This is a genomic window from Helicobacter sp. MIT 03-1614, from assembly GCF_000762925.2.
GTDB classification, from domain to species: Bacteria; Campylobacterota; Campylobacteria; order Campylobacterales; family Helicobacteraceae; genus Helicobacter_C; species Helicobacter_C hepaticus.
Genome location: NZ_JRMS02000006.1, coordinates 79,940 through 96,993, shown reverse-complemented (window position 1 = coordinate 96,993; position 17,054 = coordinate 79,940). Strand labels below are relative to the sequence as shown.

General features: G+C 36.6%; 20 protein-coding genes. 7 read left to right on the top strand and 13 right to left on the bottom strand.

Annotated elements, in window-relative coordinates; translation table 11 throughout:
- Positions 1 to 13: 13 nt before the first annotated feature.
- Positions 14 to 1,990, bottom strand: coding sequence for an excinuclease ABC subunit UvrB (uvrB, locus tag LS66_RS05575; protein ID WP_034364895.1), 1,977 nt, complete (start codon positions 1,988 to 1,990; stop codon positions 14 to 16).
- 69 nt (positions 1,991 to 2,059) lie between these two features.
- Here uvrB and LS66_RS05570 point away from each other — a divergent pair, with 69 nt between their 5' ends.
- The 7 genes from LS66_RS05570 to acpS are packed head-to-tail and all read left to right on the top strand — an operon-like array spanning position 2,060 to position 6,552.
- Complete coding sequence (locus LS66_RS05570; protein WP_011116389.1) at positions 2,060 to 2,281, top strand: hypothetical protein; 222 nt, start codon at positions 2,060 to 2,062, stop codon at positions 2,279 to 2,281.
- The gene (locus LS66_RS05565) at positions 2,281 to 2,547 is read left to right on the top strand and encodes a hypothetical protein (RefSeq protein WP_034364891.1); all 267 of its coding nucleotides are present in this window, start codon (positions 2,281 to 2,283) and stop codon (positions 2,545 to 2,547) included. The genes LS66_RS05570 and LS66_RS05565 overlap by 1 nt, the downstream gene beginning before the upstream one ends.
- Positions 2,544 to 4,457 carry a primosomal protein N' gene (locus LS66_RS05560; RefSeq protein ID WP_034364889.1) on the top strand — a complete coding sequence of 638 codons (1,914 nt, stop codon included), beginning with the start codon at positions 2,544 to 2,546 and terminating at the stop codon, positions 4,455 to 4,457. The genes LS66_RS05565 and LS66_RS05560 overlap by 4 nt, the downstream gene beginning before the upstream one ends.
- A gap of 55 nt (positions 4,458 to 4,512) precedes the next feature.
- Positions 4,513 to 4,953 (top strand): hypothetical protein, encoded by a 441-nt coding sequence (locus tag LS66_RS05555; RefSeq protein WP_052057251.1) that lies wholly within the window; start codon positions 4,513 to 4,515, stop codon positions 4,951 to 4,953.
- A 48-nt stretch (positions 4,954 to 5,001) separates the two neighbouring features.
- Positions 5,002 to 5,592, top strand: coding sequence for a 16S rRNA (guanine(966)-N(2))-methyltransferase RsmD (gene rsmD, locus LS66_RS05550; RefSeq protein ID WP_034364887.1), 591 nt, complete (start codon positions 5,002 to 5,004; stop codon positions 5,590 to 5,592).
- Positions 5,593 to 5,594: 2 nt separating this feature from the next.
- A complete protein-coding gene (gene fliL, locus LS66_RS05545) occupies positions 5,595 to 6,185 on the top strand; it encodes a flagellar basal body-associated protein FliL (protein WP_034364884.1) in 591 nt (196 codons plus the stop codon).
- Between the two features lie 4 nt (positions 6,186 to 6,189).
- A complete protein-coding gene (gene acpS, locus LS66_RS05540; RefSeq protein WP_034364881.1) occupies positions 6,190 to 6,552 on the top strand; it encodes a holo-ACP synthase in 363 nt (120 codons plus the stop codon).
- Here acpS and LS66_RS10075 read toward each other — a convergent pair.
- The 12 genes from LS66_RS10075 to LS66_RS05485 all read right to left on the bottom strand — a co-directional run bounded on the left by LS66_RS10075 (position 6,545) and on the right by LS66_RS05485 (position 17,030).
- A complete protein-coding gene (locus tag LS66_RS10075) occupies positions 6,545 to 6,703 on the bottom strand; it encodes a hypothetical protein (protein WP_161594730.1) in 159 nt (52 codons plus the stop codon). The two genes, acpS and LS66_RS10075, sit on opposite strands and share 8 nt — an antisense overlap.
- An 89-nt stretch (positions 6,704 to 6,792) precedes the next feature.
- The gene (locus LS66_RS05535) at positions 6,793 to 8,136 is read right to left on the bottom strand and encodes a class II 3-deoxy-7-phosphoheptulonate synthase (RefSeq protein ID WP_034364879.1); all 1,344 of its coding nucleotides are present in this window, start codon (positions 8,134 to 8,136) and stop codon (positions 6,793 to 6,795) included.
- A 62-nt stretch (positions 8,137 to 8,198) separates the two neighbouring features.
- Positions 8,199 to 8,951, bottom strand: coding sequence for an SDR family NAD(P)-dependent oxidoreductase (locus tag LS66_RS05530; RefSeq protein WP_011116399.1), 753 nt, complete (start codon positions 8,949 to 8,951; stop codon positions 8,199 to 8,201).
- The gene (locus LS66_RS05525; RefSeq protein ID WP_201273658.1) at positions 8,948 to 9,955 is read right to left on the bottom strand and encodes a S1-like domain-containing RNA-binding protein; all 1,008 of its coding nucleotides are present in this window, start codon (positions 9,953 to 9,955) and stop codon (positions 8,948 to 8,950) included. Before LS66_RS05525 ends, LS66_RS05530 begins: the two co-directional genes overlap by 4 nt.
- Positions 9,918 to 10,583: a DUF305 domain-containing protein gene (locus tag LS66_RS05520; protein ID WP_034364874.1), complete on the bottom strand. Its 666-nt coding sequence runs from the start codon at positions 10,581 to 10,583 to the stop codon at positions 9,918 to 9,920. The genes LS66_RS05525 and LS66_RS05520 overlap by 38 nt, the downstream gene beginning before the upstream one ends.
- 104 nt (positions 10,584 to 10,687) lie before the next feature.
- Complete coding sequence (locus LS66_RS05515) at positions 10,688 to 11,452, bottom strand: ATP-binding protein (protein WP_034364871.1); 765 nt, start codon at positions 11,450 to 11,452, stop codon at positions 10,688 to 10,690.
- Positions 11,433 to 13,709 (bottom strand): AAA family ATPase, encoded by a 2,277-nt coding sequence (locus tag LS66_RS05510; RefSeq protein ID WP_034364869.1) that lies wholly within the window; start codon positions 13,707 to 13,709, stop codon positions 11,433 to 11,435. Before LS66_RS05510 ends, LS66_RS05515 begins: the two co-directional genes overlap by 20 nt.
- A 12-nt stretch (positions 13,710 to 13,721) precedes the next feature.
- Positions 13,722 to 14,021, bottom strand: coding sequence for an ATP-dependent Clp protease adaptor ClpS (locus tag LS66_RS05505; protein ID WP_034364865.1), 300 nt, complete (start codon positions 14,019 to 14,021; stop codon positions 13,722 to 13,724).
- Between the two features lie 175 nt (positions 14,022 to 14,196).
- Positions 14,197 to 14,754 carry a 2-oxoacid:acceptor oxidoreductase family protein gene (locus tag LS66_RS05500; protein WP_011116407.1) on the bottom strand — a complete coding sequence of 186 codons (558 nt, stop codon included), beginning with the start codon at positions 14,752 to 14,754 and terminating at the stop codon, positions 14,197 to 14,199.
- Between the two features lies 1 nt (position 14,755).
- On the bottom strand, positions 14,756 to 15,583 hold the full coding sequence (locus LS66_RS05495; protein WP_011116408.1) for a 2-oxoglutarate ferredoxin oxidoreductase subunit beta: 828 nt from the start codon (positions 15,581 to 15,583) through the stop codon (positions 14,756 to 14,758).
- Position 15,584: 1 nt separating this feature from the next.
- Entirely contained in the window at positions 15,585 to 16,709 is a 1,125-nt protein-coding gene (locus LS66_RS05490) for a 2-oxoglutarate synthase subunit alpha (protein WP_034364862.1), read from the bottom strand.
- Between the two features lie 9 nt (positions 16,710 to 16,718).
- Positions 16,719 to 17,030 carry a 4Fe-4S dicluster domain-containing protein gene (locus LS66_RS05485; RefSeq protein WP_011116410.1) on the bottom strand — a complete coding sequence of 104 codons (312 nt, stop codon included), beginning with the start codon at positions 17,028 to 17,030 and terminating at the stop codon, positions 16,719 to 16,721.
- Positions 17,031 to 17,054: the final 24 nt, after the last annotated feature.

Genomic DNA, 17,054 nt, shown 5'->3' with positions numbered 1-17,054 from the left:
AGTTAGAATCCTGCTACATAGTGCGGATTCTAGCAATTTCATCTCTTAATCTTGCTGCCTCTTCAAACTCAAGTGCTTTAGCTGCTTGGTGCATTTTAATATTGAGCTCTTTAATGATACTTTCGCGCTCACTTTTTGGAATTTTTTTGCTTGCTTTTTCATAAAGCCTACTTAAGCCACTAGATTCTATTTTAAGCTCTTGCTCTACATTCCTTTGCACAGATTTGGGCGTAATGTTATGAATGCGATTAAATTCTTCTTGCTTAGTGCGGCGATAATCAGTAACTTCGAAGGCTCTTTGCATTGAACCTGTAATCTTTTTTGCATACAAAATTACTTTTCCCTCTACATTGCGTGCAGCTCTACCCATTGTTTGTATGAGACTTGTTTCAGAGCGCAAGAATCCCTCTTTATCTGCGTCCATAATGGCAATAAGGCTCACTTCAGGTAAGTCAAGTCCTTCACGCAAGAGATTTATACCTATAAGCACATCAAATTCTCCAAGCCTTAGAGCGCGTATTAAATGATTACGTTCAATCGCGTCAATATCGCTGTGCATATAGCGCACCTTAATGCCAAGTTCAGCATAATATTTACTTAACTCCTCTGCCATTTTTTTTGTAAGTGTGGTAATGAGCACTCGTTGATTTTTGGCAATTCTTGCTTTTATCTCATCATATAAATCAAGCACGGCATTATCAGCATCTCGCACTTCATAGAGCGGGTCAAGCAATCCTGTGGGGCGGATAATCTGCTCGGCAATATGTTCTTGGCTAAGTTCTAATTCTTTTTGAGCAGGAGTTGCAGAGACAAAGAGAAAATGAGGCGTTTTATTGATAAATTCATCAAAGCGTAAAGGACGATTATCAAGCGCGCTTGGCAAACGGAAACCATACTCTACAAGCACTTCTTTACGACTCCTATCCCCTGCATACATACCTCCAAATTGTGGCAAACTTACGTGTGATTCATCAACGATAAGAAGATAAGGTTTGCCTTTTTGTTCAAAATAATCAAGGAGCGAATAAGGCGTTTCACCTGCTTTTTTGCCTGTGAGATGGCGTGCATAATTTTCAATCCCTTTGCAAATTCCTGATTCTTTTATCATTTCCAAATCAAACTCTGTGCGGGTTTTAAGTCGCTGATATTCAATTTGTTTATCTTGGGAAACAAATTCTTCAAGGCGATTTTCAAGTTCAGCTTCTATATTTTTAATTGCACTCTGAAGTCTTTGTGCCCCTACAATAAACTGATTTGCTGCATAGAGGACAAAAGATTCTAATTGTGTAAGAGCGGTGCGCTCTAATGCATCAAATACGCCAATACGTTCAATTTCATCGCCAAAAAACTCAATGCGAATAAACTCTTTTTCATTGTATGCAGGAAAAATATCAATGACTTCTCCATTTACGCGGAAGTTTCCACGTTCAAAAATGGTGTCATTGCGTGTATAACCCATATCTACGAGTTTTAAAAGAAGTGTTTTTTGAGCTTCTTCTTGTCCGATTTCAAATTTGTGAATCATTGTGAGATATTCGGCAGGGTTTCCTAAGCCGTAATTTGCCGATACACTTGCTATGACAATAATATCATCATAAGCTAAAAGTGAGGTTGTAGCTGATAGACGCAATCGTTCCAAATCTTCATTAATACTAGAATCTTTTTCAATAAACAAATCACGGCGCGGTATATATGCTTCTGGTTGGTAATAATCAAAATGCGAGATGAAGTATTCCACGTGATTTTTAGGAAAAAATCCACGAAATTCGCTATAAAGCTGCGCAGCAAGAGTTTTGTTATGTGTCATAATAAGTGTGGGGATATTAAGGTTAGCGATAATATTTGCCATTGTGTAAGTTTTGCCACTGCCCGTAACACCTACAAGAGTAGAGTATTGTGCGCCATTATGAATAAATTGTGTGATTTTTTGGATAGCTTGGGGCTGGTCTCCTGCGGGCGCAAATTGAGAATCTAAGATAAATTTTCCCATTTTATCCACACTCCTTGAAGATTTTGTGTTAAAATTATAATCTATTTTTCACAACCAAAGGATTGTAAAATGAGTAGCGTAATGGAAAAACTCTCCCACAAAATTGAAGAAATGCTCTCAAAAATTGCTCATCAAAAAGAAGAAATAGAATCTTTACATCTTGAAATTTCTTCACTTAAAGCACAAAATGAAGCCAAAGATAGCCAAATCTCTAATTTATATGAAGAAATTGCTTCTAAAGATAGAGGCTTTGAAAACCTTTTTGCTAGAATTGATGAAGGTTTAAAATAATGGCACAAGAAAGCCTTGAAATAGCACTTAATGGCAAACGTTATATGATTTCGCTTGATTGTTTGCACGATGAGGTAAGGGGGAAACTTAAAGAACTTTCTGCCCAAAAAATTGAACCACTCACTCTATTAAAACTCTATATCACTAAGGCACAAGAATATGCCCTCATCTGTCAATCACTTGAAAATCTCTATAAAAGCCTTGAAAGTGTAGAGATGCCTACTCCGCATACAAGTGTGGAGATTCACGCCATAGAGAATCTGTGAATTATTACCTTATAGCTCCGATTGGACTAAAATCCCCGCCGCTTGTTTATGAGTGTGAAGAGGAATGTGCCAAAGAGAGTATCTGTTCTATTGTTGTGCGCGGTAAATCCTATCTTGGTGTAATATTGCAATCGCTTGATAAACCTTCTTTTGAATGTAAAATTGCGCATAAGATTACAAATTGTTTTTTGCCCCATCAGATACTTTTAGCTTCATTTATTGCACAATATTATTGTGTGGGATTAGGGGAAAGTTATGGGCTTTTTGTCCCTCAAGAAAGCAAGAGCGAAGAGAGCGCAAATAAGAATCTCGCAGAGCTAACATTTGAGCTTAAAACTTTAAGCCGGGAGCAAAATGAAGCTCTCAAATTTTTGTTATCTCACACTAATCCTTTGCTTTTTGGTGACACAGGAAGTGGAAAGACAGAAATATACATTCATCTTATTGCTCACACACTTGCTCAAGCTAAAAACACACTTTTTTTAATGCCAGAAATCGCTCTTACGCCACAGATAGAATCCCGCCTTAGAGAAGTATTTGGTGATGCGGTAGGAATTTGGCATAGCAAAGTTACTCCGGCACAAAAAAGAAAACTTCTTTTGGCTTTGCATAGTGGCACGATACGCATAATTGCAGGAGCAAGAAGTGCATTATTTTTACCTATAAGAGAGCTTGGGCTTGTTATTGTTGATGAAGAACACGATGACGCTTATAAATCCCAAAGTACACCATATTATAATGCACGTGATATGGCACTTTATCTCGGGAGCAAAACAAATATCAAAGTTGTTTTAGGTTCGGCAACACCAAGTGTAGTCAGCTACTATAATGCAATTAAGCAAGACAGCGTATATCGCTTGAGGGGGCGATATTTTACTTCGCATAAATCTATTTATATAGTAAGCCAAAATCCGCAAATGACAATAGAAACAGAATCTACACCCATTGATGAAGGGCTTGTAGCAAAAATCAAAGAAAAACTTGAGCATAATGAACAAGCCATTGTATTTATCCCTACGCGTGCACATTATAAGATGCTGGTATGTAGTGAATGTGGAAGTGGTATAGAGTGTGCATTTTGTTCGGTAAATATGTCTTTACATCTTGATAAGAATGCACTTATTTGCCATTATTGTCATTGGAGTTCACCTATTCCTACATTATGTCCTAAGTGTAAGAGTGAGAGTTTGCACTCTCATCGTATTGGCACTGCTCAAGTTGCACAAGCCTTACAAAAAGCACTTCCAAACGCAAAAATTACACTTTTTGATAGGGATAATATCACCTCACACACAAAACTCAAAACGATACTTCAAAAGTTTAATGATGGTGACATTGATGTGCTTGTTGGCACACAAATGTTAAGTAAAGGGCACGATTATCATCGTGTGAATCTTGCGATAATATTAGGTATTGATTATGTGCTCAAAGGAAGTGATTATCGCTGCAATGAGCGAGCAATAAGTTTGTTACATCAAATTGCAGGGCGTAGTGGGCGTAAATACGATGGCGAAGTGTATGTTCAAAGTGCTAATAGTATATTTTTAGAGCAATTTTTGAGAGATTATGAGGATTTTTTACATTATGAATTGCGCAACCGCCCTCATCTCTATCCGCCTTATCAGAGATTAGCTACTCTTACTTTTTCACACAAGATAGAATCCAAAGCTCTTAATGCTATGCAAAATGTGCGTGAAATACTTTTAAAACGCGGTTTAGGAGAGGTAGAGATTGTGGGGGATTCTAAGGCATTGGTAGAGCGACTCTATAATAAGTATCGTTTTATATTATTGCTTCGCTCACCTTCTGCACGAGCACTTTTAGAGTTATTACATTATCTTAATGCTCATACTCATCAGGATTTAGGGCGTATGTATGAAATTGATATAGACCCTTTAAATATAGTATAGAGGTAGATTAGCTATAATAAAGTATTGTATAACCTAACATAATAAAGGAGAGCAAATGAAAATTGCTATATCTTGTTTTTCGCCATTAATGCAAAATAGTTTGAGTTTTTTCTTAAAAGACTATCTGAGTAGTGAAAGTGAATGTGATTTTATTATTACTGATGATGTCAATGAGAAAAAATATACCAAAGCAGTGTGTTTTGTGAGTGATGATGTGCATTCACACATTCGCAAACCTTTTACACAACAAAGTTTGTTTGAAGATATACAAGCTTTTTATGAGAATATTCAATCTCAAGCAGTAGATATGCCTAGTCAATCCGCACATTTACAAGAAGTGCAGAGTTTGCCAGAAGTCTTTGAGCCACCTATGTCACCACCTAGTTATCCACAGCGCAAAATTCAAGGGCAACTTGAAGCACAAATAGAACAAATTTGTCAAGAAAGTGCAAGAGATCTTACACAAAAAATTATCGCTCTTTTGAAGCATACATAACATTTTAATAAATATTGAGCACATTAACATAGAACAAGCGATACAAAGATGGGCGTTGTAAAATTTCATATTCAAGCAGGCATACTTAAACATCTCCCTTTAATATGGAATAATCAAGAAAGCACGCGCCCAACGAAATCTATTGTGCGAGAATCTTTTTTTAACACAATGGGCACAAATATTGTAGAGTGTGTATTTGTTGAAGCATTTGGTGGTTGTGGTTCGATGGGAATTGAAGCACTTTCTCGCGGAGCAAGTGAAGCAATATTTTATGAGATAGACAAAAGAGCATATAATATTTTGTTGCAAAATCTTGCATTTGCACAAAAAAGAGCATCAGGGCTAAAATTTTATGCTTACAATACCGATTTTTTTACACAAAGTTTTCAAAGATGGATTACTGCAAAAGAAAATGTGATTTTATATTTTGACCCACCCTTTTGCATTAGGGAAGGTATGGGAGATATTTATGAACGTCTTTTGACAATGGTAGAAAATCTTGGACAATGTAGTGTGAATTTTATTGTTTTTGAACATTGGAGTGGGTATAATATGCCTTCCATTGTTGGGGAATATATACTGCTTAAGACTCGTCAATTTGGTAAAAGCAGCCTCACTTATTACATATTAAAGGATTAATTATGGCAGAAGAAGAAAAAGCAGCAGAAAGTGGCGGAGATAAAAAAAGCAAAGCAATTTTATTTGTTATTATTGGCATTGTGGTAGTGCTTCTTCTATTAGTAGGTGTTGTAGTGCTAATGATGACAGGCGGAGGACACGATGAGGAAGAACACGAACAAAAACCTGCAGAGGTTGCCCAGACTCAAACTAGTGCACCTTCACAACAAGCTGCTAAAATCATTGTAGGCAATACGGTTTCAGTGCGTAGCACAGATAAATTTGCTCCGGGATTGATTTATCCTGCAGAGGGTCCTATCCCTTTTACGGTGAATTTAATGACGCAAACAGGCAAACGTTATCTCAAAACAAGTGTGCAATTTGAGCTTGATAAAGATGAGATAAAAGCAAATGCTACTAAGGCAGAGTTGGATAAAAAACTGCCTATGGTGCAAGATACCATTATTGAGATTCTCTCTTCAAAATCTATTGAAGATGTTGCTACAGTAAAAGGAAAAAATCGTGTCAAAGATGAGATTGTAAAACGTATTAATGAATTTTTGATTGATGGACAAGTGAGTGATATCTTTTTTGTTGAATTTGTGGTGAGTTAGTTGATTGATAGGGATTGATATTATTAGTATTGCTCGTATGCAGAAATTTATAGAGAAGTTTGGCAGAGGTGCATTGGAGCGTTTTCTTTGTGAAAAAGAGATAGCTCTTTGTATGAATACCAATAAATCTATAAATATTCCTCGTGCAGCTGGATTTTGGGCGGCAAAAGAAGCGTGTTCTAAGGCATTAGGTGTAGGTATAGGGAGCAAGCTAAACTTTTTAGATATGCACATAAGCAAGAGTAGTACAAACGCACCCAGCATTCATCTTGCATCTGAAAAAATAAATGATTTTAATGTAACAAATATTGCACTAAGCATCAGCCACGATGGGGGATTTGCCATTGCTGTGGTAGTTGTCATTTAGGCTTTTTTGGTCTTTGTTTAATCCAATCAACATTACTTAAATCATTTATCTTTATATTTGTTTTATCATAATTTTTGATAATTATTTCATTTGCAAAACTATGAGATAGTATGCCAAAAGCAATACCAATAAAAACTAATATTTTCATCATATGATTTCCTTATATAATTTTTTTAAAATGAAATCTTATTCTACCATTTAAAGTTTAATTACAAGGTTTATTAAAACTTTATAGAGAGTTTATGAGCGATTTTTAATCATATCTGCAATAAGAAAAGCCATTTCAAGAGCTTGAGTAGCATTAAGTCGTGGATCACATTGAGTATTATAATTACAAGCTAACCCTTCTTCGGTAATTGCTTGTGAACCGCCAATACACTCTGTTACATCTGCTCCTGTCATTTCTAAATGCACCCCTCCAGCATAGCTTCCATAGGCTTTATGGATTTCAAAAAAGCTTTTAACTTCATCAAGCACACTATCAAATACACGCGTTTTGTAACCATTATTTGCCTTGATTGTATTGCCGTGCATAGGGTCGCAACTCCACAAAATCTCACGTCCTTCTGGATTGATAGAATCTAATAATAGAGGCAGATTACTTTTGATTTTTTCAGCCCCCATTCGCACAATGAGATTAAGTCTGCCACTTTGATTAAGCGGATTAAGTTTATCGCAAATACCCATAATATCTTCTTTTGTGGCATTTGGTCCAATTTTTACACCCACAGGATTATTTACACCACGCAAGAATTCGATGTGTGCTTCATCAAGTCCTCTTGTGCGCTCACCAATCCATAACATATGTGCCGAACAATCATACCAATCTCCCGTAAGAGAATCTTGTCGGCAAAGTTGTTCTTCATAATGAAGCACAAGAGCCTCGTGTGAGGTATAAAATTCTGTCTCGCGCAATGTAGGAGAATGTTCAGAATCAATGCCACAGGCTTTCATAAATTCAAGAGCTTGAGTTATACGAGAGGCGAGTTCTTCATATTTTTGCCCAAATGTATTATTCTTAACAAAACCAAGATTCCATTTATGCACCTGATTGAGGTCTGCGAAGCCTCCTTGTGCAAATGCACGCAAAAGATTGAGTGTGGCTGCACTTTGATTATAAGCTTGAATAAGGCGATTTGGGTCGTGCTCACGCGCTTGTTGTGTGAATTCCATACCATTAATCATATCACCGCGGTAACTTGGGAGTTCAATATCTCCATTTGATTCTATATCACTTGAGCGAGGTTTGGCAAATTGTCCTGCAATACGCCCGACTTTAACGATTGGACACGAAGCACCAAAGGTAAGGATTGCACCCATTTGAATGATGACTTTAAATAAATCGCGAATATTAATGGCATTAAATTGTGAAAAACTCTCTGCACAATCTCCACCTTGTAATAAAAATGCTTCTCCTTTGCATACTTGAGCTAAGCGTTCTTGTAATGCACGCGCTTCACCTGCAAAAACAAGTGGCGGATAAGATTTAAGCTGCATTTCAACAGATTCTAAAAGCTGTTGATTTTTATAAATAGGGTGTTGTTTGATGGGTTTGTTTCTCCAACTTTTTGCGTGCCATTGCATAATATCCTCCTTTATTATCGTGCATAAAACCTAAAAAAGATGAGATTTTACCATACTTTTTGTTATTTTGTATTTTTATATACATTTAGTGCTGCTGGAGCTTGGGTTGTGGGCATTATTTCAAGTGTATTAACATTGATGTGTTGGGGCAGTGAGGCAACCCACAATACACTTTGAGCAATATCTTCAGGCATAAGAGGTGTTGTGCCTTCATATACACTTTTTGCCTTACTTTCATCACCCTTAAAGCGCACTTGTGAAAATTCACTTCCACCACATAAGCCCGGTTCAATATCACTTATACGGATATTTTTATCATATAAATCAGCACGGAGATTGAGGCTAAATCTTTTTACAAAAGCTTTTGTAGCACCATACACATTGCCACCCGGATAGGAGTAGGTGCCTGCGATTGAGCCAATGTTGATGATATGCCCATAACCTTGAGCTACCATTTGGGGCAAAATAAGATGTGTAAGCTTTATGAGAGCTAAGATATTAACCTCTACCATTTGTTCCCAATCGGCAATATTTGCTTTATCCGCGCTGGTTAAACCAAGTGCTAAACCTGCATTATTGATAAGCACATCAATGTTTTGAAATTCTTGAGGAAGCAATTTGAGTGCAGATTCTATTTTTTGTGTATCTCGCACATCGCATATAATTTTTTCACATAATGCACCAAGCTCATTTTGTAGCGTATTTATTCGTTCTTCTCTTCGTGCAAGAATAATTACTTTGTGCCCATTGCGGACAAAAAGCCGAGCGATTGCTTTACCAAAACCAGATGATGCTCCAGTGATGAGTGCTGTCATAAAATCTCCTTTTTTTGAGGTTTATTGATGCGTTCAAACATACGCTTGTGACTTATGAATTCAATCTCACCTTCTCTTGTGAGTTCATTAATAAGTCGTTTAAAAAGTTTTTTGCTCATTTGTAGAGTATTAAAGACTTTTTGGGGCGAGGCAGAAAAATCAAGTGCTAAGGGCATTTGATTAAGTAAAAATTGCTTTTGTTCTTGTGAGTGTGGAGGATTAAGTGTGAGGTCAAGTTTGCCATCAGAGCGTTGGTGTGAATGTGATGAGGTATTTTTGATGTAAGCATCAATGTGTGTGCCTATATTTAATGTAATCCCTTGTGGTAATTCATTATGATAAAGTAAGCCATAATAAGCATTTTCTACCACACAACCAAAACCTAAAGGTGTTTGCTCAAAGACAAATGCTTTTATTTTTTTGTGTAATAGTAGCATTGGTGCGGGTTTGAGATAAGATTTGATATTAGTTTTAGCAATAAGGCGTGATTGTTTATCAAGTGTGATAACTACGACTACTTTTTGGTGCAATTTAAAGCGTGTAGGGTTTTGAGTTGGCATAAAAATATGCTTATCAACGCCTATGTCTAAAAAGCAGCCAAAAGGAGCATAATCTATTACTTCAAGCTCTACTATATCGCCATATTGTGCTTTTGGAGTTTGTGTAGTCGCAACAAGCCGATCATCTGAATCTGTAAGCACAAATACTTCTAACTCATCATTGATTGCACTTTGTGGGGGAAGGAATTTATTAGGTAAAAGCACTTCTGTAAAAATCTGTGCGGAATAAGTAGATTCTCTATGTTGTATAGAATCTTGTGGTAGTGTGCCAAGATATGCACCATACTTGCTTAGGCGCATAATGCGTAACTTTTGTATTTTGCCTATTTGTATAGCTTTTGCAATATAATGTTTGTTTGTTGTTTTGGTATGCGCAAGAGTTTTTTTAACCCCTGCATTTTTAGATTCACTTGATAGTCTTAAGAATGGTTTTGAATGTCTCAATTTCTTGTCCTTGAGATTGGATAATACGTTTAGCGATATTCTTGATATTTTCATTTTGCGTGTATTGTAATATTTGTTTTGAAGCGTCAATCGCGCCTTGATGGTGAGGAATCATACCTTCAAGGAAATCGCGGTCAATTTGGTGAGTAAGCTTAGTTGCGTTCATATTCTTCATCATAGTATCCATATCTGCTTTAGCTTGGTTATTAAAGAGTGTTACTTCTTTGGGACTATAAAGATTCTTTTGTTCTTGAAGCTGTGGGAGAAGATTTTGAAACTCCTTAATTTCAGCTTTTTGTTCTTTAATAATTGCTTGAGCTTGAGATCTTACTTTTTGATTGTTAGAATATTTTAAAAGTATTTCTGAAGCGTCAATTGCGCCTTGATGGTGAGGAATCATATTTGAAAGGTAGTTTAAATCTATATTATCACTTTCTGCAAATGTTGTATCCATCATAGGTTTATGCATTGAATTTATCATTGTCTCTGAAATAGTGGGAGATTTTTTCTTATGTTGGTGCATATGAGACGAATGCACAGCTTCTTCTGCCATTGCAGTATCAGCATTTATCAAGCCTATAATAGCTACTAGATTTAATAAAACTTTTGATAACATTATATTTTTCATAAATATACTCCTTTAGTGTTTTATATAAAAACAACTATAACAAAGAAATTTGTTATTTGTGTAAATATAAGAGATGATTTATGTTTAAGAAAGTAGAAGCTTACTTAAAGGATCCCATTGTAATAGAGTGTGCAAAACTCTTGAGCAATTCGTGGGCTACATGAGCCTTTGATAGCACTAAATTGTAATGCTTTTTGTTTGATATTTTCATCAAGTGGCATATTAAGAAGTATTTTGAGAATCTGCATAAATTCAGTGCGACTAAGGGTATAAAATCCTAGCACGAGCCCGAACCTATCACTTAAAGAAAGAATCTCATCTTGAGCATCATTGAGATGAAGAGTATCTTGAGCGTAAGATTCTGTAATGAGGTGGCGATGATTTGAAGTAGTGTAAAAAAGAATATTATGTGCTTTATTTTCAAAAGAGCCTTCAAGGAGTGTTTTAAGGGATTTGTAATGCTCCTCATAAGGAGTAAAACATAAATCATCACATACGATTATAAATTTATAAGGTAATTCTCGCACACAATCTTGCACCATAGGCACAATTCCTAAAGATTCCTTACTGATTTCTATGACGCGTAAGGGTGAAGTAGGTGAGAGCAAATGACTTAATACAAAGTGAATTAAGGAGCTTTTGCCACAACCTCTAGCCCCCCACAACAAAGCGTGAGAAGCTTTTTTTCCTTGCATAAAGGCAAGTGTATTATTTTTTAAGGCAGTAATTTCTTTTTCTAAACCGATAAGTTGAGTATGCCGTGTAAAGTCTGCAGTGGGTTTAAAATATCCATTAAAGCTTTCAAATGTTGCGCGATACACACAAGCAAGATTTTCTTCCCAAGAAAAATTAAAGAGCTTTGGCAACATTTTTTTTGCATTTGGAAGTAATTTTAGGTTTATGTGAGGGTTTATCGCATAGGAGTGTAATATGTGGGTTAGGCAATGGAGCAATCGTAATTTTTACATTCCCACCTTTTTTAAGCGCACCAAAGAGAATTTCATCACTAAGAGCAAGTTTAATTTGACTATCAATGATTTTTTTCATCTCCCGCGCGCCAAGAGATTTATCCATACTTTGTGAAGCAAGATAATTAAGTGCTTTAGAATCTATGCTAAGATGAATTTGACGTGCTTTTAATGAAGTAGCAATGTCATCAATATATTTTTTAGCTATCAGTTTGTATTCTCGTAAGCCAAGTGGATTAAATGCAATGATTCTATCAATGCGGCTACGAAGCTCAGGAGAAAAGAGTGATTTTATCGCTACATCATTTTTGCCCTGTAAATTGGCGTTAAAACCAAGAGTATTTGCATCTTGGCTACCCGCATTACTTGTCATAATAACGATTACATTTTTAAAATCGGCTTTATTCCCTGTATTATCGGTTAAACTTGCCGCATCAAGCATTTGTAATAAAATATTATAAATATCGTGATGAGCTTTTTCTATTTCATCAAATAATAAAACACAATGAGGAGTTTTACGCACCGCATCTACAAGTAATCCTCCTTGTTCAAAGCCTACATATCCAGCAGGAGCTCCAATAAGACGCGAAATAGAATGGGATTCCATATATTCGCTCATATCAAACTTCACAAAGCCTATCCCAAGTATTCGTGCTAACTCTTTTGCAAGTTCTGTTTTTCCCACACCACTTGGTCCAGCAAAAACAAAGCTACCAATGGGTTTATTGCCTTCACTTAACCCTGCTTTGTTTGTTTTAATAACATTGCTTAGCTCATCAATAGCTTTATCTTGCGCAAAAATCCGCTCTTTGAGTTTGGCAGAGAGATTTTGTAGAGATTTTCCTTCATCTTTGCTTATAGAACTTTTGGGAATATGCACACTTTTGCTAAGGATAGATTCTATATCTTTAATTGTAATAGTTGGGATAGAATCTATTTTGTTGTGATAGATTCTCATATTTGCACCCACTTCATCAAGTAAGTCAATAGCTTTGTCAGGAAGGAATTTATCGCTTACATACCTTGCAGATAAATCCACACAGGCTTTGAGCGCATTTTTTGTATATTTAATATGATGATAAGATTCGTAAATAGGGGCTAAGCCCTCAATAATTTTATAGCAATCTTCTAAGCTTGGTTCTTTGACTTCTATCTTGCTAAAGCGGCGTAATAAAGCTTTATCTTTATCAAAATGCGTCTTAAATTCAGCAAATGTGGTCGCTCCAATACATCGCAATGAACCATTGGCAAGGGCAGGTTTAAGGAGATTTGACGCATCAAGATTTGACCCAGAAGTGGCTCCTGCACCTACAATAGTATGAATCTCGTCAATAAAAAGCACACTATGAGGCATTTGTGTTATTTCTTTAAGCACACCTTTGAGACGTTTTTCAAAATCGCCACGATATTTACTTCCTGAAATCATTGCACCTACATCGAGTGCAAAAATTTGTGCATTGTGTAGCACTTTTGGGAGTCGTTTATGGTAAATCTCAAGTGCTAAGCCTTCGGCTATGGCAGTTTTGCCTACGCCTGGCTCTCCTACAAGGATAGGATTATTTTTTTTGCGCCGAGCGAGGATTTCACTTACACGCCAAATCTCTTCCTCTCGTCCAATTACTGGGTCAATTTTTCCTTCTTTGGCAAGAGTAGAAAGATTTTTTGTGTATTTGTTTAGGTAGCTTTCATTTATATCTCGTGGTGATTCTTTTTGCTCTTGATATATATCTTGCTCTTGTTCTTGATGAGTAATAATTTCTAATACACTTAATCTATCTATGCCTTGAGACTTGAGAATCTGTGTGCTAAAACTTTGATTTTCCTCCATAATTGAAGCAAGTAAATCGCCAACATCTATATTTTGACGATTGCTATTTTGGGCGTGTTTTACCATTGCTTCAATGATTCTATCAAGTGCTGGTGTTTGTTTTGGATTTTTAGTGAGCTCGTGAGAGAAAGGGACATATTTTTGTAAATAGAGATTTGTCATTCGGCGCATTTCTTGGATATTACCGCCACATTTTTTTAAAATAGACATACCTTGCGTGTTGTTCAGGGTAGCAAGGAAAAGATGTTCTGTTGTGAGTATATTATGTCGCATTTCACGTGCAATATCAATAGATTCATTAAATACAAGTGTGAGGTTTTGCCCTATCATTAATATTCCTCGTTAAGGCATTTCTTCAGTAATGACGCGCAAGGGATATCCGTGCTGTTTCGCCATTTGACTTACAATTTGCATTTTGAGCTCAGCGATATCATAAGTGTAGATACCGCATACACCTTTTCCATCATTATGGATTTTAAGTGTAATTGCTGTAGCTTCATCAGAAGTTTTGTCAAACACTTCCATAAGAATGCGCGCTACAAAATCCATTGCTGTCCAATCATCATTTAAAAGCAAAACACGATACATTTTTGGTTCTTCAAGCAAAGTGTCCAAGCTTGTTTCAAATGCCGTATGTGCCAAGAGAATCCTTTATGAAGTAAAATGTTTAGGGGATTCTATCAAAAATAATATAACAATGTAAAATGGTTTTTTAGAAGTTGTATTTAAAGATGGGACACTTAATGTAAAAAGGTAAGTAAAGAACAGAAAGTTTAAGATTTGAGAGAGCAAAATCTCTTACTCTCTCAATTATGAGTTATGAACTCACTTTGGCTTCTTTTGCATACTTTTCACCAAGCTCAAAAGCTTTTTTGTTTGCTTCTTGAACTTTAGCAGGCACTTTTTCTATCATTGTTTGGAATACAAGATTTCTATCTACGCATTGAGTAAAGGTAGTTGTAATAGCAAGTGCTACAACAGATTGTGTTACGACATTGCCCACCTCTTCTTTAGCAATCGTAATAATGGGAATCTCATAAATTTTAAACCTTTTAAAATCCTCTTGGCTTGGTCGCACAAGGTTGGGCTCTACAACAATAACACCCCCTTCTTTTACACCATTTTTAAAAGAATCATAACTCACTTGTGCTGTAGAAAGCATAAACTCAATTTCGCCCTCATTTGCATAGGGATAAAGGATTTCTTCATTACTCAATAGAATATCCACTTTTGTTGGTCCTCCACGCACTTGGCTCGTATAAGTTGCCGCTTTTACTCCATAACCTTTATCTTTAATTTGTGCTTCAGCGAGAATTTCTCCTGCCAAAAGCACACCTTGTCCTCCTACACCCGTAAATCGTAATTGATGCATCATCTTAGTGTCCCCCTTTAGCTTGAGCTTTTTTAATTACCTCTTCATACGCTTGACAATATTCAATTCTATCTGTCTGATGTTTAAGGATTCCAGTGGGGAATTTGCCTACACGTTCCTCTGCAGAAAGTGTATCAAATTTACTTTTAGACACAAGGCGAGATTCTATCCATTTAAGCATAGATGTTGCTTCACCCATTTTATTTTTACGACCAAGATTAATATGGCAATTACTATGAATGTCAAAAAAGCTAAATCCTTTATGGGTAAAGCCTTCCATAAGGACTTTTTCAAGTTTTTTGGGAGTGAGCACACTTTCACGAGCAACAAAACTTGCTCCTGCTGCACTCGCTACTTCACAAGGGTCAAAATTAGGGTCAATATTACCATATTGCGCCGTAACCGTCCAAAAATCTTTAGGTGTAGTAGGCGAAGTTTGAGAATTAGTAAGCCCATAAATGAAGTTATTAATCATTACAAGGTTAAGGTCAATATTGCGCCGACAAGCGTGAATTGTATGATTCCCGCCAATCGCCATAGAATCTCCATCACCAGAGATAACAACTACTTTTTTATCTGGGTTGGCAAGCTTAATACCTGTAGCATAAGCCATTGTCCTCCCGTGTGTAGTATGCACAGTGTTGCAATTTACATATGAAGAAAATCTTCCTGAGCAACCAATACCACTTACTATACACACATCATTCATATTCCAACCAAGTGCATCAATAGCGCGTATCACACTTTTTAAGATAACACCATCGCCACAGCCCCAACACCAAAGTGTTGGCATTTTGTCCATTCGTAAATATTCTTCGTAATTAAAAGCCATCTTACATCTCCTTGATTGTTGTGATAATCTCTGTGGGCGAAATACTGCGTCCGTTAGCCTTGCCTAGGAAAGTAATATCTTTTTGCATAATACGTTCCACTTCTTGCTTGTATTGTCCTTTATTGAGTTCAATCATAAGAATTTTCTCAAACTTTTTGCCCAATGTTTTAAGCTGTTTTGCAGGGCTAGGCCACATTGTGATAGGACGGAAAAGCCCCACTTTCACACCTTGTTTTCTTAAAGTATGAATAGCCTCTTTTACAGAAAGCGAAACAGAACCATAAGCGATAATGAGAATCTCTGCATCATTAAGCTCATATTCTTCATATTCCACAATATCATCAATGTGGGATTCAATTTTGTTAAAAAGTCTGTCAATGAGATTTTGCGAAAGCTTTTCATTTTCAGTTGGGAATCCACTTCCTCCGTGATGAAGCCCTGTAATATGGTATTTATAACCCTTAAAGAATGGATTAAGGACAGCAGGTTTGTCTTGCGCAACACCATAAGGTTGGTAATCTTTTGGGTCACCTTTAAATTCTTCGCGATTGTAAATTGTAGGCTTAATGTCTTTTAAATCAGGAATAAGTGTTTTGCCGTGCATATGCCCTATTGTTTCATCAAGAAGCAAGAAAACAGGTGTCATATACTTTTCAGCAAGATTAAAAGCACGAATAGTTTGTGTATAAGCCTCTTGAAGATTTCCTACTGCAAGAGCGATTGAACAAAAATCACCATGACTTGGAGATTTGGTTTGATTAATATCACCTTGCGATACACGCGTAGGTAGTCCTGTAGAAGGTCCTCCACGCATTACATCAACTACCACAAGAGGAATCTCAGCCATAAAACCATAACCAATTTGTTCAGATTTAAGAGATATACCCGGTCCAGAAGTGGCAGTCATCGCTTTGACACCACTCATTGATGCTCCTAATGCCACAGCGATACCGCTAATTTCGTCTTCCATTTGAATAAACTTTCCTCCAATTTTTGGTAACTCAACACTCATCTCGTGGGCAATTTCGCTTGAAGGCGTAATGGGATAGCCACCAAAAAAACGACAACCTGACTCTATCGCAGCTAACGCGACAAGTTCATTTCCTCCTGTAATTAACTCACGCATTTTCTCTCCTTATATCACCATAAATTTATTTTCTTTGATTTTTGCAGCACGTTCTTGTGCCTCTTTGCTGACCTTAGCAAACTTAAATTCTTCCTTATCAGCAACAAAAATCGCAAAATCAGGACAATGCAGTTCGCATTCTCTACAACCAATGCAACTTTCTGGATAAGCTACAGAGATGATTTTCCCTAGAACTTTATGTTCGTCTTTTCTCATACCTAAAACGCCACTCGGACAGAGCGACACACATACATCGCACGCTTTACAACGTGTCTCATCGACCCATACCGGCACATTTTGCGGTGCTTTTTTGATTCCCATTTCCCTTCCTTTCTCGTTTTAGAA